Annotated in this window: 22 protein-coding genes; 9 read left to right on the forward strand and 13 right to left on the reverse strand. The window is 73.2% G+C overall.

Annotated features, from left to right (window positions below; translation table 11 throughout):
• Positions 1 to 34: 34 nt before the first annotated feature.
• The 7 genes from ACYVOM_RS17135 to ACYVOM_RS17165 all read right to left on the reverse strand — a co-directional run bounded on the left by ACYVOM_RS17135 (position 35) and on the right by ACYVOM_RS17165 (position 7,150).
• Entirely contained in the window at positions 35 to 181 is a 147-nt protein-coding gene (locus ACYVOM_RS17135) for a hypothetical protein (RefSeq protein WP_460304385.1), read from the reverse strand.
• Positions 182 to 423: 242 nt separating this feature from the next.
• Positions 424 to 1,413: a BMP family ABC transporter substrate-binding protein gene (locus tag ACYVOM_RS17140; protein ID WP_460304386.1), complete on the reverse strand. Its 990-nt coding sequence runs from the start codon at positions 1,411 to 1,413 to the stop codon at positions 424 to 426.
• 95 nt (positions 1,414 to 1,508) lie between these two features.
• On the reverse strand, positions 1,509 to 2,681 hold the full coding sequence (locus tag ACYVOM_RS17145) for an amidohydrolase (protein WP_460304387.1): 1,173 nt from the start codon (positions 2,679 to 2,681) through the stop codon (positions 1,509 to 1,511).
• Positions 2,682 to 2,683: 2 nt separating this feature from the next.
• Positions 2,684 to 3,655 (reverse strand): ornithine cyclodeaminase family protein, encoded by a 972-nt coding sequence (locus ACYVOM_RS17150; protein WP_460304388.1) that lies wholly within the window; start codon positions 3,653 to 3,655, stop codon positions 2,684 to 2,686.
• Complete coding sequence (locus ACYVOM_RS17155) at positions 3,655 to 4,575, reverse strand: ABC transporter permease (RefSeq protein ID WP_460304389.1); 921 nt, start codon at positions 4,573 to 4,575, stop codon at positions 3,655 to 3,657. Before ACYVOM_RS17155 ends, ACYVOM_RS17150 begins: the two co-directional genes overlap by 1 nt.
• The gene (locus ACYVOM_RS17160) at positions 4,572 to 5,603 is read right to left on the reverse strand and encodes an ABC transporter permease (protein WP_460304390.1); all 1,032 of its coding nucleotides are present in this window, start codon (positions 5,601 to 5,603) and stop codon (positions 4,572 to 4,574) included. Before ACYVOM_RS17160 ends, ACYVOM_RS17155 begins: the two co-directional genes overlap by 4 nt.
• Positions 5,600 to 7,150: an ABC transporter ATP-binding protein gene (locus tag ACYVOM_RS17165; protein ID WP_460304391.1), complete on the reverse strand. Its 1,551-nt coding sequence runs from the start codon at positions 7,148 to 7,150 to the stop codon at positions 5,600 to 5,602. Before ACYVOM_RS17165 ends, ACYVOM_RS17160 begins: the two co-directional genes overlap by 4 nt.
• A gap of 135 nt (positions 7,151 to 7,285) precedes the next feature.
• On the opposite strand from ACYVOM_RS17165, the gene ACYVOM_RS17170 reads away from it, so the two are divergent.
• Positions 7,286 to 7,981 carry a GntR family transcriptional regulator gene (locus ACYVOM_RS17170; protein WP_460304392.1) on the forward strand — a complete coding sequence of 232 codons (696 nt, stop codon included), beginning with the start codon at positions 7,286 to 7,288 and terminating at the stop codon, positions 7,979 to 7,981.
• Positions 7,982 to 8,096: 115 nt separating this feature from the next.
• Here the strand turns inward: ACYVOM_RS17170 and ACYVOM_RS17175 are convergent, their stop codons facing one another.
• From ACYVOM_RS17175 to ACYVOM_RS17185, 3 genes are all read right to left on the reverse strand, one after another.
• Positions 8,097 to 8,906 (reverse strand): hypothetical protein, encoded by an 810-nt coding sequence (locus ACYVOM_RS17175; protein WP_460304393.1) that lies wholly within the window; start codon positions 8,904 to 8,906, stop codon positions 8,097 to 8,099.
• Between the two features lie 105 nt (positions 8,907 to 9,011).
• Positions 9,012 to 10,094: an ABC-2 transporter permease gene (locus tag ACYVOM_RS17180; RefSeq protein ID WP_460304394.1), complete on the reverse strand. Its 1,083-nt coding sequence runs from the start codon at positions 10,092 to 10,094 to the stop codon at positions 9,012 to 9,014.
• Between the two features lie 44 nt (positions 10,095 to 10,138).
• Entirely contained in the window at positions 10,139 to 11,257 is a 1,119-nt protein-coding gene (locus tag ACYVOM_RS17185) for an ABC-2 transporter permease (RefSeq protein ID WP_460304395.1), read from the reverse strand.
• A gap of 141 nt (positions 11,258 to 11,398) precedes the next feature.
• Here ACYVOM_RS17185 and ACYVOM_RS17190 point away from each other — a divergent pair, with 141 nt between their 5' ends.
• From ACYVOM_RS17190 to ACYVOM_RS17200, 3 genes are all read left to right on the forward strand, one after another.
• On the forward strand, positions 11,399 to 12,067 hold the full coding sequence (locus tag ACYVOM_RS17190) for a TetR/AcrR family transcriptional regulator (RefSeq protein ID WP_460304396.1): 669 nt from the start codon (positions 11,399 to 11,401) through the stop codon (positions 12,065 to 12,067).
• Positions 12,068 to 12,139: 72 nt separating this feature from the next.
• Positions 12,140 to 12,457 carry a DUF6191 domain-containing protein gene (locus ACYVOM_RS17195; protein WP_460304397.1) on the forward strand — a complete coding sequence of 106 codons (318 nt, stop codon included), beginning with the start codon at positions 12,140 to 12,142 and terminating at the stop codon, positions 12,455 to 12,457.
• 53 nt (positions 12,458 to 12,510) lie between these two features.
• The gene (locus ACYVOM_RS17200; protein ID WP_460304398.1) at positions 12,511 to 13,176 is read left to right on the forward strand and encodes a DUF4232 domain-containing protein; all 666 of its coding nucleotides are present in this window, start codon (positions 12,511 to 12,513) and stop codon (positions 13,174 to 13,176) included.
• A gap of 114 nt (positions 13,177 to 13,290) precedes the next feature.
• Here the strand turns inward: ACYVOM_RS17200 and ACYVOM_RS17205 are convergent, their stop codons facing one another.
• A complete protein-coding gene (locus ACYVOM_RS17205; protein ID WP_460304399.1) occupies positions 13,291 to 14,037 on the reverse strand; it encodes a maleylpyruvate isomerase family mycothiol-dependent enzyme in 747 nt (248 codons plus the stop codon).
• A 155-nt stretch (positions 14,038 to 14,192) separates the two neighbouring features.
• Between ACYVOM_RS17205 and ACYVOM_RS17210 the strand changes: the two genes are divergently transcribed.
• The gene (locus ACYVOM_RS17210) at positions 14,193 to 14,627 is read left to right on the forward strand and encodes an excalibur calcium-binding domain-containing protein (protein ID WP_460304400.1); all 435 of its coding nucleotides are present in this window, start codon (positions 14,193 to 14,195) and stop codon (positions 14,625 to 14,627) included.
• A gap of 26 nt (positions 14,628 to 14,653) precedes the next feature.
• On the opposite strand, the gene ACYVOM_RS17215 is transcribed toward ACYVOM_RS17210, so the two are convergent.
• A complete protein-coding gene (locus tag ACYVOM_RS17215; protein WP_460304401.1) occupies positions 14,654 to 15,742 on the reverse strand; it encodes an FAD-dependent monooxygenase in 1,089 nt (362 codons plus the stop codon).
• Between the two features lie 103 nt (positions 15,743 to 15,845).
• Here ACYVOM_RS17215 and ACYVOM_RS17220 point away from each other — a divergent pair, with 103 nt between their 5' ends.
• The 4 genes from ACYVOM_RS17220 (at position 15,846) to ACYVOM_RS17235 (ending at position 19,726) form a co-directional block, all read left to right on the forward strand.
• Positions 15,846 to 16,766, forward strand: a complete 921-nt coding sequence (locus ACYVOM_RS17220; protein ID WP_460304402.1) for a TetR/AcrR family transcriptional regulator C-terminal domain-containing protein — start codon at positions 15,846 to 15,848, stop codon at positions 16,764 to 16,766.
• 66 nt (positions 16,767 to 16,832) lie between these two features.
• Positions 16,833 to 17,297 carry a hypothetical protein gene (locus ACYVOM_RS17225; RefSeq protein WP_460304403.1) on the forward strand — a complete coding sequence of 155 codons (465 nt, stop codon included), beginning with the start codon at positions 16,833 to 16,835 and terminating at the stop codon, positions 17,295 to 17,297.
• Positions 17,294 to 19,399, forward strand: a complete 2,106-nt coding sequence (locus tag ACYVOM_RS17230) for a bifunctional polysaccharide deacetylase/glycosyltransferase family 2 protein (RefSeq protein ID WP_460304404.1) — start codon at positions 17,294 to 17,296, stop codon at positions 19,397 to 19,399. Before ACYVOM_RS17225 ends, ACYVOM_RS17230 begins: the two co-directional genes overlap by 4 nt.
• A gap of 129 nt (positions 19,400 to 19,528) precedes the next feature.
• The gene (locus tag ACYVOM_RS17235) at positions 19,529 to 19,726 is read left to right on the forward strand and encodes a hypothetical protein (RefSeq protein ID WP_460304405.1); all 198 of its coding nucleotides are present in this window, start codon (positions 19,529 to 19,531) and stop codon (positions 19,724 to 19,726) included.
• Between the two features lie 51 nt (positions 19,727 to 19,777).
• Here the strand turns inward: ACYVOM_RS17235 and ACYVOM_RS17240 are convergent, their stop codons facing one another.
• Complete coding sequence (locus ACYVOM_RS17240; protein WP_460304406.1) at positions 19,778 to 20,296, reverse strand: GlcG/HbpS family heme-binding protein; 519 nt, start codon at positions 20,294 to 20,296, stop codon at positions 19,778 to 19,780.
• Positions 20,297 to 20,469 lie beyond the last annotated feature (173 nt).

Raw genomic sequence — 20,469 nt, forward strand, 5'->3', positions numbered from 1 at the left:
ACCGGTTCCGTCCGCGTCCGGCAGGGTTTTTCGCTCATGCGAGGTACGGGCGAAGAGCGCCGCGCCCAGCGAAGAACCCGGGAAAGGTCGCGAAGGCAACGAGCAGGATGGTTCCGGGCACCGTGGTGAGCCACAGACCGATCCGCTGGGTGGCGACGCCCGTCGCGCTCGCTTCGTCCACTGCGCCCACCTCGCCCGCGTCGCCGGATCGGTAAGCAGCTTTCCCTATAGGGAGAGTCGGACTTCCAGCCGCTCGACCCGGCTGCCAGGCGATCCGGAAAAGGCCGACAAGACCCGTTTCCGCGCCCCCGACGCCCCTGCGGAACGGGTCTTGACCAGGCCTTCCCCGCATGCTAAGCGGATGCTCAGCATGGCGAGGGCCCCGCGGCCGGAGCAGCGGGGCCCGATACGGGCGGGGAAGGATCAGCCCAGCTTGACGGTGCCGTTGGCGAGGGACTCCTTGACCTCGTCCATCTTGGCGGTCACCTCGGCGGAGGCGTCGCAGAGGACGAAGTCGGTGGCTCCGGTGCCGGAGGCGACGCCGAAGGCCACCTGCTCGGCCTTGAAGCCGCCTTCGAGGACCGCCTTGACGGCGTACTCCAGCTCGAAGCCGGTGTCGCTCTTCACGTAGCCCGCGTAGCCCTTCTCGGTGCCGCACTCCTTGACCAGCGGTCCGCCGACGATGACGCCGCCGCCGCCGAGCGCGGCCTGGACGAGGCCCTGCTTACCGAGGTTGAGCTGCTGGCCGAAGACGTCGGCGCCGGTGCCGACGGCCGCCTGGCCGGCCTGCTGGGCCTTGGCGACGTCGTTGAAGTCGCCGACGTACTGGGCCTTGACGACCTCGACGCCGGGGTCGACGGCCTTGGCGCCCTGCTCGAACGCCTCGGCGGTCTTGACGATCGCGGGCAGTTCCAGGCCGCCGACGAAGCCGACCTTGTTCTTCTTGGTGATGAGGGCCGCGTAGGCGCCGGCGAGGTAGCCGCCGTCGGCCTGGACCGGGTCGTAGTAGGCGAGGTTGGCGAGCGGCTCGGCGTCGGACGGGCCGCCGATCTCGACGAACTTGACGTCGGGGAAGGTCGGCGCGACCTGGCGCAGCACGGAGTCGGTCTGGCCGCCGAAGGACACCACGAGGTCGGCGCCCGTGGCCAGGCGGGTCAGGACCTGCTGGTAGTCGGCCTGGGCGACCTGCTCGACCTTGGTGAGGGAGACCTTGTCGGCCTGGTCCTTCTCGATCCGCTGGTAGCCCTCGTAGCCGGACTGCATGAACCCGTCGTCCGACAGCGAGCCCGGGAACATGACGCCGACCTTCAGCTTCTCCTCGCCGGAGCCGCCTCCGGTCTCCTCGCTCCCGCCGCAGGCGGTGGCGGTGAGGCCGAGCGCGAGCAGGGCGGCGGCGAGAGCGGTCTTTCGCATCGGGGACTCCTCAGGTGGGGGCTTCTTGCGGGGGGCTTACTGGTATACCGTTAAGTGAAGCGGGCGATCGTTTCCGTCGGATTTCGCCGACGTAATCACTGCGAGACGACGGTTCCCTCAAAGAGAACGAGCGTCCTTGACGGCCTGGACATGACAGCCTCGGCCTCGGTACGCGCTTCCACGACGACAAGGTCGGCGACGGCGCCCACCGCGGGGCCGTGCTCGGGCAGACCCAGCGCGCGGGCTCCCCCGTGGGTCGCCGCCGCGAGGGCGAGCCCGATCTGCTCGTCGGCGTACAGTTCGGCCCGCTCGGCGATCCTGTGGGCGCGCGCGAGCATGTCGCCGTCGCCGTAGGGCGACCAGAGGTCGCGGATGCCGTCGTTGCCCGCCGCGAGGTTCGCGCCCGCGGCCCGCATCCCGAGGATCGGCAGCACGGGATCGCTGTGCGCCGCGCACGTCACGACGCTGATCCGCGCCTCGGCCAGCCCCTGGACGATCCCCTCCTGACGGGCCGGGTCGGCGTCGCCGAGCGCGTAGCCGTGCCCGATCGTCACCCTTCCGCGCATGCCCGTCGCGAGGGTCCGCTCGATGATGAGGTCGTACTCCCAGGCGCCGAGGCTGCCCCGGTCGTGCAGGTGGACGTCGATCGGGACGCCGTGCTCGGCGGCCAGGCCGAACACCGTGTCCAGGTGGCGGACCGGGTCGCGCTCCAGCCCGGCCGGGTCGATGCCGCCGACGACCTGGGCCAGCCCCGTCCGCAGCGCCTCGCCCATCAGTTCGGCGGTGCCGGGGTTGGTGAGCATGCCGTACTGGGGGAACGCCACCTGCTCGACGGAGACGAGCCCGGCAAGGCGCTCGGCCGCCTCCCGGACGGCGTGGAAGCCTTGAAGGCCGAACTCAGGGGACACGTCGGTATGGGTGCGCACCCGTGTCGTGCCCAAGGAGACGACGTGGCGGAGCAGCGCCTCGATCCGGTCGGCGGAGGCCACGCCGAACTCCGCGCGGCGCGTCCGGGTGTAGTCGATCTTGTCCTGGAGGCGGGGGCCCGCCGTGTTCGGCACCCACGGGCCGCTCCACAGGGTCTTGTCCAGGTGGCAGTGCGCGTCGACGAAGGCTGGCAGCACAAGGCATCCGCCGAGCCCGATCTCCCGCGTGCCGGGAGAAGACAGGCCGGTGCCCTCGGCCGCGACCCTTCCCCCTGCGATGAGCAGGTCGGTAAGGGCCTCCCTGCCGGGCAGCAAGGCGTCTCGCAGAAGCAGGTCGGTCATGGTCACCCCGCCAGGTCGATCTCGGTGCCGACGCCGCGCAGCATCGCGGCGTCGAGGAGGATCCGGGCCGCGGCCAGGTCCTGGAGGCCGACGCCGAGGGAGTTGTACAGGGTGATCTGCCGGCTGTCGGTGCGTCCGGGACGCGCCCCGATGAGGACCTCTCCCAGCTCGTCCTCGAAGTGCGCCGGGCCGATGGCCCCCTCGCCGAGCGGGATGAGCACGTCGCCGGACTCGTGGAGAGCCGTCAGCCTGCTGTCCACGACGACGCGCGCCCTGCGGATGCCCTCGGTGTCGATCTCCCGATGGTCGGCCCTCGGCGGCGCGCCCACGGCGTTGACATGCAGTCCCGGACGGAACCATTTCCCTTCCACGATCGGATCCTTGGACGGGGTGAGCGTGCAGAGCACGTCCGCGGTCTTGACGACCTCCTCCGCCGAGCCGAGCACTTCGGCGCCCGTCTTCTCCGCGAAGGCCCGCGCGGTGGCTTCCGTACGGCTCCAGACGACGATGCGGGTGAACGGCATGACCGCGCGCAGCGCCTCGACGTGGGCGAGCGCGAGAGCGCCCGCGCCGACGAAGCCGAGCACCTTGCTGCCGGGCCTGGCCAGCGCGGCGGTGGCGACGGCGGAGGCGGCCGCGGTGCGCAGGCGGGTGACGGCGCCGCCGTCGATCAGCGCCGCGCAGCTCCCGTCCTCGGCCGAGACGGCGAGGATCGCCGAGCGCTGGACGGGCAGGCCGCGCTCGCGGTTGGCGGGCACGTCGGCGAGCAGCTTGACGGTGGCGAGGCCGGCGGGCCGCGACGCCGCGGCCATCACGAGGAACGCCGAGTCCGAGCCGGGCAGCGCCATCGCGGGCGGGGCGGGCAGGACGGCGTCGCCGCGCGCCAGGTCCTCGTGGGCGCCGCGGACCGCCGCGATCACCTCCGGGCAGGAGATGAGCGCGAGCACGTCGGAGCGGGTGAGGATGAGGGTCATCAGGCGCGGGCCTCTCGGACGAAGGGGAGGGTGAGCCCGGCGGGCGACCTGCTGGCGCCGACCAGGCCGCTCACCGCGATCAGGGCGAGCAGGTAGGGGGACATGACGAGCACTGCCGTCGGGAGAGTGATGCCGAAGGCCGGCGCGGCGAACTGGAGCGCCTGGGCGAGGCCGAACAGCAGGCAGGCGATCAGCGTCGGCCATGCCTTCCACTTCCCGGCGATCACCGCGGCGACGGCGAGGTAGCCCGCGCCGGCGGTGACGTTGTCGGTGAAGGCATGCACGTCGGCGAGCACCAGGTGGGCTCCGGCGAGCGCGGAGGTGAGCCCGGCGAGCAGCACCGCGCCGAAGCGGACGGCACGCACGGGCAGGCCGGAGCGGTCGGCGGTCTCGGCGTCGGCGCCGATGGCGGTGACGGCCAGGCCGAAGCCGGAGCGCTTGCCGAACAGGACCGCGAGCGCGATCGCGACGGCGATGCACAGGTAGCCGACGATGGTCAGCTCGAAGAGCGCGGGGCCGAGGACGGGGATGTCGGACAGCAGCGGGATGGAGATCGGGTCGAAGCCGGGGACGGTGCGGCCTTCGGTGAAGTAGAGGCGGGCCCCGTAGGTGGTGGCGCCGAGGGCGAGCGCGTTGGCGGCGACGCCCGTCACGATCTGGTCGGCCCGCAGGGTGACGCTGAGCAGGGCCTGCAAGGCCGCGAACAGAACACCGGCGACGAGCGCGCACACGAGTCCCGCCGAAGCGCTGCCCGTGGTGTGCGCGCCGATGGCCCCGGCGAACGCGCCGGTGAGCATCATGCCCTCGACGCTCATGTTGAGGACGCCCGCCCGCTCGCTGACGAGTTCGCCCGAGGAGGCGACGAGCAGCGGGATGGCGAGGCGGACCCCGCCGTCGACGAGTTCGGCGAAGGCGCTCATCGCGCGGCTCCCTTCCGGAAGATGACGGCGCCGGCGATGCAGATGATGAGGACGCTCTGCACCACCTGGACGGACGAGGCGGGCACGCCCGCCGCGAGCTGGAGGTTGATGCCGCCGGACGCGAGGAGTCCGAAGGCCAGGGAGATCCCGGCGACGGCGGTGAGGCTGCCGCGGGCCAGGAGGCCGACGATGAGGCCCGTGAACCCGTAGCCGGAGGTGAAGTGCTCGGCGAGGACGTAAGGCACGGTGGCGATGAGGGTGGCGCCCGCGACGCCCGAGAGGCCGCCCGCGACAGCGAGCGAGCCGCCTTGGAGGCGTCCGACGGACAGGCCCATGCGGGCCGAGGCGGGCTCGGAAAGGCCGACGGACGTCAGCCGGGTGCCGACGGCGGTCCGCCGCAGCACCACCGCCGCGATGACCACGCCGACCGCGGCGAGCACGACCGCGATCGTCGCGGGCGACTCGGGCAGGCCGAGCAGCGGCAGCCGCGCCGCCTCGATCAGCGGCTCCGACTGCGGCAGCGTGTCCGCGGAGGTGACGGGCTGGCGCAGCAGCCCCTCCTCGTGCACGAACAGCACGACCAGGTAGGTGCCGACGAAGTTGAGCAGCAGGGTCGTGATGACCTCGTTGACGCCGCGCCGCACCCGCAGCCAGGCGGCGATGCCCGCCCACGCGGCGCCGCCGGCGAAGCCCGCGAGGAGCAGCGCGGCCAGCGCGACGGGCGCGGGGGCGCCGTCCGGCAGGTGCACGCCCACGGCGGTCGCGGCGATGCCGCCGACCGCGAGCTGCCCTTCCCCGCCGACGTTCACCAGGCCCGCGCGGTGCGCGACGGTGAAGCCGGTGGCGATCAGGCCGAGGACCGCGGCGGCGTTGAGCGCGCTGCCGAAGGCGTAGGACGACCCGAACATGCCCTCCCACAGGGCGGTGCCCGCGGTCGCGGGGCCCGCGCCGCCGCCCGCGGCGAGGGCCAGTCCGACGAGAAGGGCGGCGACGACGGCCGTCCCGTAGACGAGGAGGTTCCTTCTCATGCGGAGGCTCCGAGCATCAGTCTTCCGATGGCGTCGCGGGCCCCGGGGGCGCCCGGCGTTACGGGGCCCAGGAGGCGGCCCCGGTAGGCGACCATGACGCGGTCGCACAGGGTGAGCAGTTCGGGCAGTTCGCTGGACACGACGAGGACGGCGGCTCCCGAGGCCGCCGCGTCGCGGACCCGGCTGAGGACCGCGTCGACCGCGCCGATGTCGAGGCCCCGCGTCGGCTGGGCGGCGATGAGGCACCGGAGCGGGTCCAAGGCGAGTTCGCGGGCGACGACCACCTTCTGCTGGTTGCCTCCGGACAGCGTGCGCAGGTGCGCGTCCGGCCCTGAGGCGCGGATGCCGTGCTCGGCGATGACCTCGGCGGCGCGGGCGCGCATCGCCTTGCGGTCGAGGAGGCCGAACCTGCGGAACTCGTGCAGGCGGCCGAGGAAGAGGTTGTCGGCGACGGTCATGCCCGGCACGCAGCCCTCGTGGTGGCGGTCCTCGGGGATGACGCCGAGGCCTGCCGCCGTACGGGTCGCGGGGGCGGCCCGGGTGAGGTCGGTCCCGTCGAGGGTGAAGGTGCCCCCGTCGGGGGTGAGCGCTCCGCTGAGGACGGCGACGAGTTCGCTCTGCCCGTTGCCTTCGACCCCGGCGATGCCGACGATCTCGCCAGGCCGGAGGTCGAGGTCGACCCCGTCGAGGACGTCGGCGCCGTGCGCGCCGCGCACCCGAAGGCCGCGCAGGGAGACGACCGGCGGCTCGCCGTCTTCGGCGGCCTCGTGGACCTCGTGCCCTTCGCCCGCCGCGTCGGCGTCGAGGCCCGCGACGAGCAGCGGGTCGAGGTCGGCGAGGTGGCGGCCGACCATCAGCTCGACGAGTTCGTCCTTGGTGAAGTCGGCGAGGGGGCCGCTGCCGGCGACGGTGCCGCCGCGCAGGACCGTCGCGGCGTCGCCCGCGCGCTCGATCTCGCCGAGCTTGTGGGTGACGAGGACGACCGCGCGCCCGGCGTCGGCGATGCGGCGGCAGGTGGCCAGCAGCGCCTCGACCTCGGCCGGGCCGAGCACCGCGGTCGGCTCGTCGAGCAGGACCAGGCGGGGGTCGCGCAGCAGGCACTTGACGATCTCGACGCTCTGCCGCTCCCCCACGGGCAGGTCGGCGATCCGTGCGGAGAGGTCGACCTTGAGTCCGTACTCGGCCTCGATCGCGGCGACCCGGCCGGTGAGGTCGGGCATCCGCAGCCTGGTGCGCTCGGCGAGCAGCAGGTTCTCCGCGACGGACAGGGTCGGCACGAGGCTGAAGTGCTGGTGCACCATGGCGACGCCGAGCGCGAGCGCCTCGGCGGGACGCCGGGGCCGGTAGGTCTCCCCGAACAGGCGCATGTCGCCTTCGTCGAGGGCCGCCGACCCGAAGATCAGGTTGCACAGCGTGGACTTCCCGGCGCCGTTCTCGCCGAGGACGCAGTGCACTTCTCCCGCGCGCACGGTCAGGTCGACCGCGTCGAGGGCGCGCACTTTTCCGAACGTCTTACCGACGCCGGTAAGCTCCAGAGCAGGCTCCACGGGCCTCCCTCCTTAGTGGTATACCGTTAAATCTGGTCCCTGATCATGCCGGGGGTGTTGCGTGGATGTTTCGTCCGTGCAAACCCGAAAATTGGGGCAGATCCCCCCGTTAACGGGCTGATGAAGGCAGGTGCCGTGTCCGAACCGGGCTCCCTCCGCGACCTCGCTTACGCGACGCTGCGGCAGCGGATCGTCGAGGTCGCCCTCAAGCCCGGCGAGCGGCTCGTCGAACGCGACCTCGCGGCCGAGCTGAACGTCTCGCGCATCCCGCTCCGCGAGGCGCTGCGCATGCTCGCCGCCGAGGGCCTGGTGCTGCTCGTGCCCGGCAAGGGCGCGCTGGTCTCCCCGTTCACGCCCGCCGACGTGCGCGACCTGTTCGACGTCCGCGAGGTCCTGGAGTCCCTCGCCGCGCGCCTGGCCGCCGACCGGGCGAGCGCCACGTCGGTCGCGGCGCTGGAGAAGCGCCTGGAGGAGTGCCGCGCCGCCACGGCCGCCGCCGACGTGCCGCGCATCGCCGCCGCGAACGCCGCGTTCCACGCCGAGATCATCGAGCTGGCGGACAATCCGCTGCTCACCTCGCTGATGTCGCCGCTGGCCTCGCGCACCGAGTGGCTGTTCCGCCTCACCTCATCGCGCGACCCCGCCGAGCAGTGCTCCGAGCACGAGGAGCTGTTCGCCCTCATCGCCGCGGGCGACGGCGACGGCGCCGCCGCGTCCGCCTACGCGCACATCGCCACGGGCCGCGCCCCCAGCACCGCCCTCGCCGCCACCTGGTCCGAGCCCGCCCTCGACCCCGCGGAGATCGCCAAACGCCGCCGCCGCAGAACCTGACCCTCGCGGGTCGGACGTGCGCGGCGGTCCGGCCTCCGGCTGACGTTCCCGCGCTCTGCGAACAGCCGGTCTCGGAACGGTCCCGGTGGCCCGATGCGGACGGGGGCGGGCGGCGTCAGGCCGGGACGTGTTCGCGGATCTCCCCGGAGTCGTGCCGCGGACGCTGGGCCTGGCCCACGGTGACCGGTAGGGAGAAGGCGACCAGGCCGAGGCCGAGGTACCACGCGTCCTCGCCGAGGACCCAGCTGGGGAAGGCGATGCCGACCGCGAACGGGAGCAGGCGGAGCACCGCGGTGCGCGGCTCCCCGGGCGCCAGCGCCCGGACCCCGAGGACGAGTGCGGAGAAGAGCAGCCCGTACAGGACGAGGTGGCGTCCGGTGTCCAGGAGGGCGCGGGAAGCGTCGGGCTCGATGAGCCGCAGGGGCAGCGCCGCGATCACCGCCGCGTAGCCCGCGCACGCCGGTGCGAGCGCCGCCAGGGCGAGGGGGCGCAGCCGCCCGCCGGGCAGGCGGCCCGCCGGGAAGAAGGCCCAGAGGAGCACGACGATCAGGCAGAGCAGAGGCTGGAGCACCAGATCGGAGGCTGCGTCGGCGCGGGCCGTCAGCTCGTCGAGAGCGGACCCGCGGTCGAAATCGGTCATGGCCGCCGCCTCGAAGAACTCCAGGACCGCCCGGCACAGCGCGAAGGCCAGCGCCAGCCATCCGAGCACTGCGGCGCCCCCTGCCACGAGGTATCGGCCGGCGAAGGCGGAGAGGACCGCGGTGAGCACCAGGAAGCCGACGGCCGCGAAGTCCGACCTGTCCGGGCCCATCCAGCCGGAGTGGGGGGCCCACACCCCCCAGGCCGCGCCCGCGAGCGCGACGGCCGAGAGGACGAGGACGGCGTCCAGCACGAGGTGCGCGGCGCCGCGCGCCGAAACGATCATGTCCGCAGTGTGCGCGACGGCTCGGCGCCGTGCTCCCTCGATGTCCGTATCCGGCCAGGCGTAGGGGGCATGAAACGGGCCAGCCTCGCAGCGGGCCCGGCCGCGTCAGACGGTGACGGGTTCCGGCACGGCGGCCGCGGCGGGCGCGACGGCCTCCTGGCTCCGGCGCCCCAGCGGCAGGAAGTTGAGGATCAGGAAGGCGAAGAGCCAGATCAGGAGGGTGGTGAGGTGGCCGCCGAGGGTCCTGGCGTCGAAGTAGAGGATCGACCGGGCGGTCTCCAGGACGGCGGGCATGGGCAGGATGCCGTGCAGCCACTGGAAGAACGACGGCTCCAGCCACACCGAGACGGCGCCGCCCGAGGCGGGCACCCCGAGGATCACCAGGAGGCCGATCGCCGGGACGCCCGCGATCTGCGCGAGCGCGGGGCTGTACCTGCCGAGCGGGCCGAGCAGCCGGGAGAAGAACGCGGTCACCAGCGCCCCCGTGAAGGAGGCGAGCGCGCCGAGCCCGATGAGCTCGGGGTGCCCGTCGATCGCGCCGATGACCGGGCCGATCGTCAGCCAGACGGCGAAGCCCATGAACACCGCCCAGCCCGCGGCGACCAGCGCGAAGGGCCGCGGCCGCATGAGCTCCGGCGCGGCGGCGCCCACGACGAGCACGAAGATCGCGCCGGACAGGATCCAGCCGAGCGTCAGGTAGAGCGTGGAGATGCCTGCGCCGTCTTCGGCGGGCAGCGGGGCGATGTCCTCCCGCTGGAGCGCGACCCCCTGCCCCGCGGTGAATCCGGTGAGGACCGAGGTGAGCATCTGCGCCTGGCTCGCGCCCGCCGCGCCGGCGACGTAGACGACGGCCTGGCCCGGCCCGCGCACCGACGGCCCCGCGTAGGCCCCGGCGACCTCGCGCTTGAGGACGAGTTCGCGCGCCTCGGCCTCGGTGCCGACGGTGCGCAGGTCGAACGCCTCGCCCGTGGCCGCGGTGAGCTGCGACGTCGCCCGGTCCGCCTGGGCGGCCGTCGCGGCGACGACGGCCAGCGGCATCCGGTTCGGGGACGGCTGGTGCATGGCCGTCAGCATGACGCCGAGCATCATCACGACCATGAGGAAGGGGAAGAGGCCGACCAGGACGTACTTGCCGGCCGTCGAGCGGCCGCGGAGCGCGGCGTGCTGGCCGCTGGTGGTGGAGGACATGCGGAACCTCGCGGAGGAGAAGGGGCGGAAGGGCGGTGGCCGGGTCAGGCCGTGACGGGGACGGCCGACGCGGCGGCGGCCTCGGCCGCCTCGTCCGCGGCACTCTCCTCGTCCCGGGTCAGCAGGTGCGCTGCCTTGCGCCTGCCGCGCAGGGAGTCCAGGAGGACCGAGCCCGCGGCGGCGACCGCGCCCCACAGCGCGAGGACGAGCAGGTGGCCGCTCACCCCGTCGCCGCCGAAGTAGAGGATCGCGCGCAGCGCCTCGCCCTCCGCCGGGGTCGGCAGGACGCCGTGCAGCCACTCGAAGAAGCCGGGCATCGCCTGGACGGGCATGCCGAGGTTCGACGACGGCACGCCCAGGTACATGAGGACGAACACGCCGACGATCGAGCCGAGCCCGCCGATGAGCCGGGCGATGAAGCTCTGCGCGAGGCCGACCGCGAAGATCGTCGCCCAGCCGAGCGCGAGCATCTCCCAGGCGTGTCCCCCGACGGCCCCGATGACGACATCGGCGAGGAACCAGACGACGAAGCTCATCAGCGCGGCCCAGACGGCAAGGAAGGCCGGTGTCTTTCGCAGGGTGAACGCCTCGGGCATGCCCTGGGTGAGCATGGTGATGATCATGTAACCGGCCAGGATCCAGCCGGTGACGATCATCATCGCGGAGGTGCCCATGCCGTCCTCGGCGGGCAGCGGCGCGATCTCCTCATGGTCCACCTGGAGGCCCTGCTGTGCGGCGATCCCGTCGAAGACCGCCTGCATCATCGACGCCTGGCCCATGCCCGCGGCCTGGGCGGTGTAGAGGGTCGCATGGCCGCCGGGGGCGGTCGGCAGCCGGAAGGCCGCGCCGATCTCACGGTGTTCCAGCAGGCTCTTCGCCTCCGAGACGCCCCCTACGGTGCGGGCCTCGACCGGGGAGGCGTCGACGGCGTTGAGCGCGTCCACGAGGCCGGTCGCCTGCTGCCCGGTGCCGATCACCGCGATGGGCAGGTCGCGGGGGATCGGCTGGTGCATGGAGGTGGTGTAGACGCTGACGAGCATCATCACCAGCAGGAACGGGATCAGGCCGACGAAGGCGTACATCACCGCCTTGGGGGGCTGCTTGCGCCCTCCCGCGTCCGCTTTCTGCCCGCCCTCAGCGGGGACGGTGTCCGTCTCCTGCATCACTTCGCTCCCTCGCATCGCGGAGGCCTGGTTTTAAGTCAATCGACTTAGGCCATGCGCTAAGGTTAAGTCATTCGACTTAATGATCGGTACGCGATCGCCGGAAGAGAGAGGGGCGTCACAGATGGAAGGATGGGAGGCATGACGGTGAAGGCGAGCACTCGCGAGGCGCTGCTCGGCGCGGGCGAGCGCCTCATCGCCGTGCACGGCCCCTCGGCCGTCTCCGCCCGCAGGATCGCCGAGGAGGCGGGCGCGGCCAACCACTCGGCCGTCGCCTACCACTTCGGCACCAAGCTCGACCTGATCCTGGAGATCATCCGGACGCACCGCGCGCAGACCGACGCGATCTCCCGGCAGATGATGGAGAAGGCCGCCGGATCACCCGATCCGCGCGAGCACCTCGCCTGCGTGCTGCTGCCCACCCTCGTCCACCTCGACCGCCTCGGGCCGCCCACCCACTACGCCAGGTTCGTCACCCAGGCGCTCGGCGACCCGTCGATCGAGCCGCGGGTGCTGCCCGAGTTGGCCGGCCCGCACCTGGCGGACGCCATGCGGTCGGTGGCGCGCACCATGCCGGACATCCCGCCCGAGGTGATGCGGATGCGCTGGCGCATGGTCCGGCCCCTGCTGTTCCGGGCGAGCGCGACCTTCGAACTCGACCTCGCCGAGGGCCGCCACACCCACGGCACCTGGGAGTACCTCGGCCGCTTCATCCTCGACTCCATCGGCGGACTCCTGCTCGCGCCCAACACCCTCCCGCCCGAGGCGCTCCGGATGCCCGCCGCCCCCGGGGACGTCCCGGAACTCTGACCTTCCGGAATTCCGACCTTCCGGAACTACGACCTTCCGGAACCGGCGGGACCGCGGGTACGTTGACCGCCCATGACGGGAATGCCGGCCCTCCTCGTGGTGACGTCCCTGCCCGGGCTCGTCCTGCTGCTCATCGTCGTCGCCGCGGTCGACCGCCTCGGCCTGCGCGCCAACGAGCGCTACCGGCTGCCCTGGCGCAGGCCCGAGGACAGCCGCCCGGTGGCCTCGGCGGGCCTGGACGAGATGCAGGCCCTGTTCGCCCCGACCAAGCGCTACGAACTCGACGAGAAGCGCTCCTCACTGGTGCTGCGCGACGAGGAGGGCGACAGCGCCCCGCCGCGTACCCGGATCGACCTCGAAGGCGGCAAGGCGGTCCTTCGCCTCCCCTGACTCCCGGGGCGGTGGTAGCGTCGGCCGCCGTAGCCGATTCGGGGGGTTATGTCATGCGTTGTTCGCGATGGGCCGCGGGGCTCGCCGTCCTGCTCGCACTGGCCTCGGGCTGCTCAGAGGCCTCGGAAGGCGCCGACGGCACGGACGCGGCGGCCTCGGACTCCCCCTCCGCAGCCGCCTCCGCAGCTGCCTCACCGGGCGGATCCGGAGCGGCCGTGCCCGTCCCCACCGAGATCTCGGCGTCGGTGGCCCCGCCGCCCGGGGAGAAGCCGCCCGTGCCGTCCGGCGCCTGCCCTGCCGAGGGGTACCGCGTCCTGCAGGGCGTCTCCGACGCGGCCATGGGGCTGCGCGTCGTGCAGATCGACCTCCAGAACTGCGGGGACAAGCCCGTCAAGCTGAACGGCTACCCCGAGATCACCCTGATGGACTCGGACGGCGAGCGCGTCGACGTCAAGATCAGCCAGGGCTCCGGGGGCATCGCCGCCATCCCGACCTTCGACGCCCCCGCCCAGCCCGTCACCGTCGAGCCCGGCAAGACCGCCACCGCCGGCGTCCTGTGGCGCGGCCTCGTGGACAGCGGCGGCGAGAGCGTCACCATCGACCGCATCGTGGTCACCCCCGGCGCCGGGCTCGCCGCCCAGCGCCTAGACGGCCTGAACCTCGACCTGGGCACCACCCGAGCCATCGGCGTGGCCCCCTGGGCCCCCGGCCTGGGCTGACCCGGCCCTCCCTGATCCGGCAGCCGCCGGATCAGGGCCCGCCCTGGCGGTGAGCCCGCCGCGGGCGGCGCCCGGCTGTCCGACGAGGCCGCCGCGCGTCCGGCCGGGTCGGGCTCAGAACTTCGCGGCCGCCATCCAGGAGTCGAGGAGGGCGCGGTCGCCGAAGGTCTCCAGGGCGGTGTCGTCCTGGCGGCCGAAGGTGAACAGGAGGAGGTCGGCCAAGGGGCCGCGGACCGCGGCGTCGGCCTTGATGTGGCCGCGCTCCCAGGAGTAGCCCTCGGGGCCGAAGCGGATGGTCCACTCCCCTTCGGCGTCGGTGGCGTGCAGATGGAGCGTTCCGGGCGCGGTGAGCGCGGCGACCGCCGGGCCCGAGGCGCGGCCGTGGGGGATGTTGGTGAGGAACTCGTCGACGGCGTCGGCGGCCAGGGCGTGGTCGAACACCGGAGTCCCGCCGGAGGCGCCGTCGGCGTCGGCCCGGTGGACCATCGTCTCGTGGAACATGCGGCGGGACCACCACCGCACGTGCTGGTCCGGGCCCCATGCCCAGACGGGGTCCGCGCCGTCGGCCGCCTTGAGCGCTTCCAGGAGGCGGGCGCCGCCGTCGGCGACCCATCCGGGATAGGCGATCCACTCCTCGGGGTAATCGACCGGGACGTCGCGGAACGGCAGCCGCTCGGTCGCCCTCGTCTCCACGATCTTCGTCACCCAGCGGTGGACGGTCCCGATGTGCTGGGCGAGGTCCAGCGCGGTCCAGTCGCCGCAACCCGGCACCAGGTCGTCGGGGGCCGTCGCCGCGATGGCCTCCGCGAGCCTGTCGATCTCCGCTTCCAGCAACCCGCAGAACTCCGCATGCTCCCTCATGCCCCGAACCCTAACTCCGCGCCCGCCCCCGGGGAACCCGTCCGGCGGGTCGCGAGGACGCGTCAACTCGACGACGGCCCGGTCACGGCGTCTCGGCCGAGCGCACGGTTCCGGCACAGTCTCCCGTGGGGGTATTTCTGCGACGGGAGACCGCGATGGCACAGACCGGACCTGGAAGACAGCCCCAGAAACCCTCGGCCGGAGGCTGGCTCGTCCTGGGCTGCGGCGGCTTCCTCGGGCTCCTCGTCCTGGCCGGCGCGTGCGGCGCGGTCTTCGACTCCGGCGACGCCGCGCCGGCCTCCGTCCAGCAGGCCGCCGCCCCGACCGCGACGGTCACCGTGACGGTGACGGTCACCGAGACGGTGCGGCCCGCCAAGAAGCCCAGCACCCCGAAGACCCGCAAGCCGAAGACCCGCAGGCCCAAACCGAAGCCGAAGCCCACCACCCCCGCGGCCCCCTCGACCGACCCGCACTTCGGCACCTGCGCCGAGGCCAACGCCGCGGGCTACGGCCCCTACACCCAGGGCACCGACCCCGAGTACGCCTGGTACACCGACCGCGACCACGACGGCGTCGCCTGCGAAACCTGACGCCGCCGTCGCGTCCCGGCGGGCGGTCATAGGGTGATGGCGTTCTTGGCCTTGTCTACGGACTCTTCGGGGGCGGGGGCGCCGGGGTTCTCCAGGGCCAGGGCCTGGTTGGCTTCGACGAAGGGGCGCATGCGGGTCTCGTAGTGGGCGAAGGCTTCGGGGTGGGAAGCCTTGGCGAGTTCGTCGGCGAGGACGTAGGCGCCGACGAGGGCGAGGCTGGTTCCTTGGCCCGACATGGGGGACGGGCAGTGGGCGGCGTCGCCGACGAGGGCGACGCGGCCGGTGCTCCACCGCGGCATGCGGACCTGGGCCACCGCGTCGAAGTAGAAGTCGTCCGAGGCCCGCAGGGCCTCCAGGAGGCGCGGGGTCTCCCAGCGCAGGCCCTCGAGGCGGGCGGCGACGAGGGCCTTCTGGGCGGGGACGTCGCGGTGGTCGTAGTCGATGGGCTCCGAGGCGAAGCCCGCGAACACCTTGAGGCGGGTGTTGTCGCGGCTGGTGAACAGGCCGTAGCCGAGGTCGCCGTCGCGCATCCAAGTCTGCCAGTCCTCGGTGCCGAGGAAGTTTCCGGTCTCGAAGATGCCGATGTACTGGCCGAGCGGGTGGACGTACTCCGCCTCCGGCCCGAAGGCCAGCGCCCGCACCCGGGAGTGGAGGCCGTCGGCGCCGACGACCAGGTCGAAGTCGCGCGGGGCGGCCTTCTCGAACGTCACCCGGACGCCGTCGGCGTGCTCCTCCAGGGCGGTGGCGGTGTCGCCGAAGAGGTACTCGGCGGGGGTGCTCTCCAGGAGGATGCGGGCGAGGTCGTCGCGGAGCAGTTCGACGTCGGCGTTCTCGATCCGCCCGCCGCTGTAGGTCGACTCGGTGTCGCGGAAGACCTCGACGCCGTCTCCGTCGAGCATCGACATGCCGCGGTAGGAGGTCCGGGCCGCGCGGATCTCCGCCAGCACCCCCATCCGCCGGACGACCTCGAGGGCGGCTCCGCGCACGTCGACCGCGTGGCCGCCGGAGCGCGGGGCGGGGGCGCGCTCGACGACGGTGGCTTCGTGGCCGGCGCGGCGCAGCCAGAACGCGAGGGCGGTGCCGGCGGAGCCGGAGCCGGAGACGAGGATCTTCACGAGGTACTCCCTTTCGGTTCGTTGTACAGCTGAATGTACGGCGTATATACAGCTATGGAAAGGGCTTTCTGCTAACTTCTGTACTAGTACAGAAGGAGGCCGCGTGACCGTGTCGTACCAGCACATCGCCGAGGACATCCGGCAGCGGATCGCCGCGGGCGAACTCGCGCCCGGCGACCGGGTGCCGTCCACGCGGCAGCTCGCGATCCGGTGGAATGTCGCCCCGGGCACCGCCGCCAAGGCGCTCGCCGCGCTGGGGCACGAGGGGCTCGTCGAGGCGCGGCCGCGGGCGGGCACGGTCGTCGCCGAGCGGGGCAAGGCGCGGCGGCCCTCAGGCGAGCGCGAGCTGTCCCGCGAGCACGTCGTCGCCGCCGCGCTGGAGATCGCCGACGCCGAGGGCCTCGCCGCCGTCTCGATGCGCAGCGTCGCGGCCCGCCTCGGCGTGTCCGCCATGGCCACCTACCGGCACGTCGGCAGCAAGGACGAGATGGTCCTGCTCATGGCCGACGCCGCCTTCGGCGAGGCCACCTGGCCCGAGGTCGCGCCGGACGGGTGGCGGCCCCGCTGCGAGACCGCCGCGGCCAACCTGTGGGAGGTCCACCGGCGCCACCCCTGGCTCGCCCACATCACGCCGCTGGGCAGGCCGCTCCTGCTGCCGAACCTGATGCGGCACGGGGAAGGGCTGCTCACCGCGCTCGACGGCCTGGGCCTGGACGCCACCATGATGCTGAACCTTCAGGTCCTGATCTACAGCCACGTCCAGGGCCTCGCCACCAACCTGGAGAGCGAGGCCCAGGCGCAGGCCGCGACCGGCCAGTCCGACGAGGACTGGACCCAGGCGAACATGGCCAGAACCGACCTCTCCCACCTGCCGACCTTCACCAAGGTCATGGCCGCGCTCCCGCCCGAGGGCTACGACCTGAACCTCGACGCCTTCTTCACCTACGGCCTGCGCATCCTCCTGGACGGCATCGAGGCGCTCATCGCCCGCTCCGCCGAGGGAACCACCGGGCACACTCCGTGAACCAGGGCGATCGCCAACTTGGCGGTACCTATCACCCTTTTCGTGATCTAGTCCTACACTCTGCGCGTGAACGCAGCGAAACCCGTCTTCGTCGACGGCAGCGGACGCCGCCGGAAGCTCTTCCGGCTGGGCGCCGCCGCCGCCGGGACCGTCTTCGGCGGCTATGTCCTGGTGCTCGCCATCAGCCTCGGCACCGGCGCGGACGTGCCCTTGACGGACTGGGCGGTGCCCGGGAACCCGGCCGGGTCGCGGGCGCCCGGACTCGCTCCCAGGAGCGCCGCGCCCTCGCGTTCCGCGACCGACCCCGCGGCCCCCGTAGCCGACCCCGCCGCTCCGGCCCCGTCCGCCTCGCCCGCGGCCTCCCCTTCCGCTGACGCCGCGGCCACCGACGACACCGTCGCCGTGACGGACGCGGCCGAGCCCGTGCCGACCGAGACGAAGTCCAAGGGCAAGCCGACCGAGAACCCCGGCAAGGGGAACGGCAACGGCCAGGGGAACGGCAACGGGAACGGCAACGGCAAGAACTCGTGACCCGACGCGAGCCCAGGGCGCACTGGGTGATCCTGGCGACGGCCGGCGCGTTCCTGCTGTGCCTTCTACTGCTGCAGGGCTTCGTCGGCGGCACCGTCGGCGAGGCGCCGCGCGACGTTCCGCCGGACACGACGTCGGCGCCCGACTCCGTCACCGGCGGCGGCCCCGTCCTGCTGCCCGACGGCGAGTCCGCCCGGCTCCCCGCCAAGACGATCGCGCTGACCTTCGACGACGGCCCCGACCCCGAGTGGACGCCCGCGATCCTCGACGTCCTGCGCGAGCACGACGCGCACGCGAGCTTCTTCGTGGTGGGCGGCCGGGTCGCGGAGAATCCGGAGCTGACCCGGCGCATCCTCGCCGAGGGCCATGAGATCGGCAACCACACCTACACCCACGCCGACCTCGCGACGGCCTCCGGCCGGCGCGCCGACCTCGAACTGAGCCTCACCCAGCGCGCGCTCGCCGGGACCGCCGGGGTGAAGACCCGGCTCATGCGCATGCCCTACTCCGCCACCCCGTCGGGCACGACCGGCGCCCAGTGGGAGGCGGCCCGGCGCGCGGGCCGCGAAGGCTACCTCGTCGTCCTCACCGACCGGGACACCGAGGACTGGGCGAAACCGGGCGTCGACCGGATCGTCGAGGCCGCGACCACGGCCGGCGAGCGCGGCGAGGGCGCGGTCGTCATGCTGCACGACTCCGGCGGCGACCGGGCCGAGACGGTCGCCGCGGTCGAGCGCATCATCACCGAACTGGCCCCGCGCGGCTACCGGTTCACCACGATCGCCGACGCGCTCAAGATGCCGAAGGCCGAGGTCGCCGCGACGGGCTCGGAGCGGTTCGCGGGCGCGCTGCTCGTGCACACCCAGCGGTTCGCCGACCGCGCGGTGACGGTGCTCGGCTGGCTGTTCGGGATCGCCGGGGTGCTGTGCGTCCTGCGCCTCATCGTGCTGGTGCTGCTCGCCCACGTCCACGTGCGCGCGGTGCGCCGCGGCGGGCCCGCCAAGCGCGGCAGGCCCGTGCACCCGGACCTCTCGGTGATCGTCCCGGCCTACAACGAGGAGGCCGGGATCGCCGCGACGCTCAGGTCGCTCACCGACACCGACTATCCGGGCCGGGTCGAGGTCATCGTCGTGGACGACGGCTCCACCGACGGCACCGCCGACATCGCCGCCCGCGTCCCGGGCGTCCGGCTGGTGCGCAAGGCCAACGGCGGGAAGCCCTCCGCGCTCAACGCGGGCGCGGGCCTGGCCCGCGGCGAGGTCCTGGTGATGGTCGACGGCGACACGGTCTTCCAGCGCGACACCCTGCGCCACCTCGTCGCCCCGTTCGCCGACCCGGGCGTCGGCGCCGTCAGCGGCAACACCAAGGTCGCCAACCGGGGCGGCGTCCTCGGCAAGTGGCAGCACATCGAGTACGTCATCGGGTTCAACCTCGACCGGCGGATGTTCGACCTGCTCCAGTGCATGCCGACGGTGCCGGGCGCGATCGGCGCGTTCCGCCGGGAGGTGCTCGCGCAGGTCGGCGGGGTCAGCGACGACACCCTCGCCGAGGACACCGACCTGACGATGGCCGTCTGCCGGTCCGGCTGGCGCGTCGTCTACGAGGAGAAGGCGCTCGCCTGGACCGAGGCGCCCGCTTCGCTCCGGCAGCTGTGGCGCCAGCGCTACCGCTGGTGCTACGGCACCCTCCAGGCGATGTGGAAGCACCGCGGCTCGCTGCGGCAGAGCTTCGGCAGGCGCTGCCTGACGTACCTGGTGACGTTCCAGGTGCTGCTCCCGCTCATCGCGCCCGCCGTCGACGTCTTCGCCCTGTGGGGCCTGTTCTTCGGCGACCCGGTCCAGACGGTGGGCCTGTGGGCGCTGTTCGTGGCCGGCCAGATGGCCGCCGGGGCCTACGCCCTGTACCTGGACCGCGAGCCGGTGCGCCCGCTGTGGGTGCTGCCGCTCCAGCAGTTCGTCTACCGCCAGCTGATGTACCTGGTCGTCATCCAGTCGGTGGTCACGGCGCTTCTGGGCGCCCGCCTCCGCTGGCAGACGATCCGCCGTACCGGCACCTTCGCCGACGCCCCCGTCCCGGAGGCGCCCGCGCCCCTTGCGCGCTGACCGGCCGACGGCGCGCAGCCGCCCCGGCTCCCCGAAGTGGGAGCCGGGGCTTTTGTGTTTCGTGGGGCGGCCGGGACGGATCGGTGCTTTCCTTGACGCAAGGCCATCGCAGCAAGGAGATCCCACCCGATGGAGCAGTCCCCGCCCCCCGGATCCCTGTCCTTCGCCCAGGCCCGCGGCGCCGCCTTCCAAGGCTCCCCCACGACCGCGTCCGGCACCTGCTGGTGGCCTCCCCAGCACTACCCCGTCCCGTCCGAGAACCCCACTCTCCGCCTGCTCTTCGACACCCCCGCCACCCCCAAGGGCAAACGCCACCGCCGCCCGTGACCCCCGCGCGGGCCGGTGCCGCGGGCGATCGGCCCGCGGCACCGCACGGTGTCAGTCCAGGCCGCGCTGGACGGCCTTGAGGCCCTCCTGGGCGAGGCGGGCGTCGATGTCGCCGGACGGGGCGCCCGCCACGCCGATGCCCGCGATGGGGGAGCCGCCCGACATGATCGGGAGGCCGCCGCCGAGGAACAGGGTGCCGGGGATGTCGCGGAGGGTGGCGCCCGCGCCGGAGACGCCGCCGGCGAGGTCGGCGGTCGGGCGGCCGAAGCCGACCGCGGTGAAAGCCTTGCGCTCGGCGGACTCCTCGGTCTGCGGTCCTGAGCCGTCGCCCCGCAGGATGATCTTGAGCGCGCCGGAGCGGTCCACGATCGCGACGGTGACCCGCTGCTTCTCCTTGTCGGCCGCCTTGCGGATCGCGTCGGCGACCTTCAGCGCGGCCTCGTCGGTCAGCGTGTCCAGCGTCTGGACGACGTCCCGGTCGGGCGCGGCGGAGGCGGAGCCGGAGGTGAGGGCTGCGGTGCCCGCGGCGAGGACGAGTCCGCCGGCGACGGTGGCGATCAGCTTCTGCATCGGGGTTCTTCCTGTTCGGCGCGGGGCCCCTGCGGCCTCGCACCTCCCACTCTCCGCCGGGACGGTCCCGCACCCGTCAGGGAAACGAATGATCTGAAAAGCCCGAAAGGCGCACTCCGAAATCCACCTTATGGTGGATACGCCGACGCCGCCGATGTGGTCGGCTACGGAGG

Source organism: Actinocorallia aurea (assembly GCF_054783995.1).

What these genes read in the sequence shown, in the direction of transcription:
- ACYVOM_RS17175 (WP_460304393.1), bottom strand. Translation starts at nt 8,906, where the DNA reads ATGATCGTTTCGGCGCGCGGCGCCGCGCACCTCGTGCTGGACGCCGTC.
- ACYVOM_RS17240 (WP_460304406.1), bottom strand. Translation starts at nt 20,296, where the DNA reads ATGCAGAAGCTGATCGCCACCGTCGCCGGCGGACTCGTCCTCGCCGCG.
- ACYVOM_RS17190 (WP_460304396.1), top strand. Translation starts at nt 11,399, where the DNA reads ATGACGGTGAAGGCGAGCACTCGCGAGGCGCTGCTCGGCGCGGGCGAG.
- ACYVOM_RS17140 (WP_460304386.1), bottom strand. Translation starts at nt 1,413, where the DNA reads ATGCGAAAGACCGCTCTCGCCGCCGCCCTGCTCGCGCTCGGCCTCACC.
- ACYVOM_RS17160 (WP_460304390.1), bottom strand. Translation starts at nt 5,603, where the DNA reads ATGAGAAGGAACCTCCTCGTCTACGGGACGGCCGTCGTCGCCGCCCTT.
- ACYVOM_RS17180 (WP_460304394.1), bottom strand. Translation starts at nt 10,094, where the DNA reads ATGTCCTCCACCACCAGCGGCCAGCACGCCGCGCTCCGCGGCCGCTCG.
- ACYVOM_RS17145 (WP_460304387.1), bottom strand. Translation starts at nt 2,681, where the DNA reads ATGACCGACCTGCTTCTGCGAGACGCCTTGCTGCCCGGCAGGGAGGCC.
- ACYVOM_RS17205 (WP_460304399.1), bottom strand. Translation starts at nt 14,037, where the DNA reads ATGAGGGAGCATGCGGAGTTCTGCGGGTTGCTGGAAGCGGAGATCGAC.
- ACYVOM_RS17155 (WP_460304389.1), bottom strand. Translation starts at nt 4,575, where the DNA reads ATGAGCGCCTTCGCCGAACTCGTCGACGGCGGGGTCCGCCTCGCCATC.
- ACYVOM_RS17185 (WP_460304395.1), bottom strand. Translation starts at nt 11,257, where the DNA reads ATGCAGGAGACGGACACCGTCCCCGCTGAGGGCGGGCAGAAAGCGGAC.
- ACYVOM_RS17200 (WP_460304398.1), top strand. Translation starts at nt 12,511, where the DNA reads ATGCGTTGTTCGCGATGGGCCGCGGGGCTCGCCGTCCTGCTCGCACTG.
- ACYVOM_RS17235 (WP_460304405.1), top strand. Translation starts at nt 19,529, where the DNA reads ATGGAGCAGTCCCCGCCCCCCGGATCCCTGTCCTTCGCCCAGGCCCGC.
- ACYVOM_RS17195 (WP_460304397.1), top strand. Translation starts at nt 12,140, where the DNA reads ATGACGGGAATGCCGGCCCTCCTCGTGGTGACGTCCCTGCCCGGGCTC.
- ACYVOM_RS17210 (WP_460304400.1), top strand. Translation starts at nt 14,193, where the DNA reads ATGGCACAGACCGGACCTGGAAGACAGCCCCAGAAACCCTCGGCCGGA.
- ACYVOM_RS17150 (WP_460304388.1), bottom strand. Translation starts at nt 3,655, where the DNA reads ATGACCCTCATCCTCACCCGCTCCGACGTGCTCGCGCTCATCTCCTGC.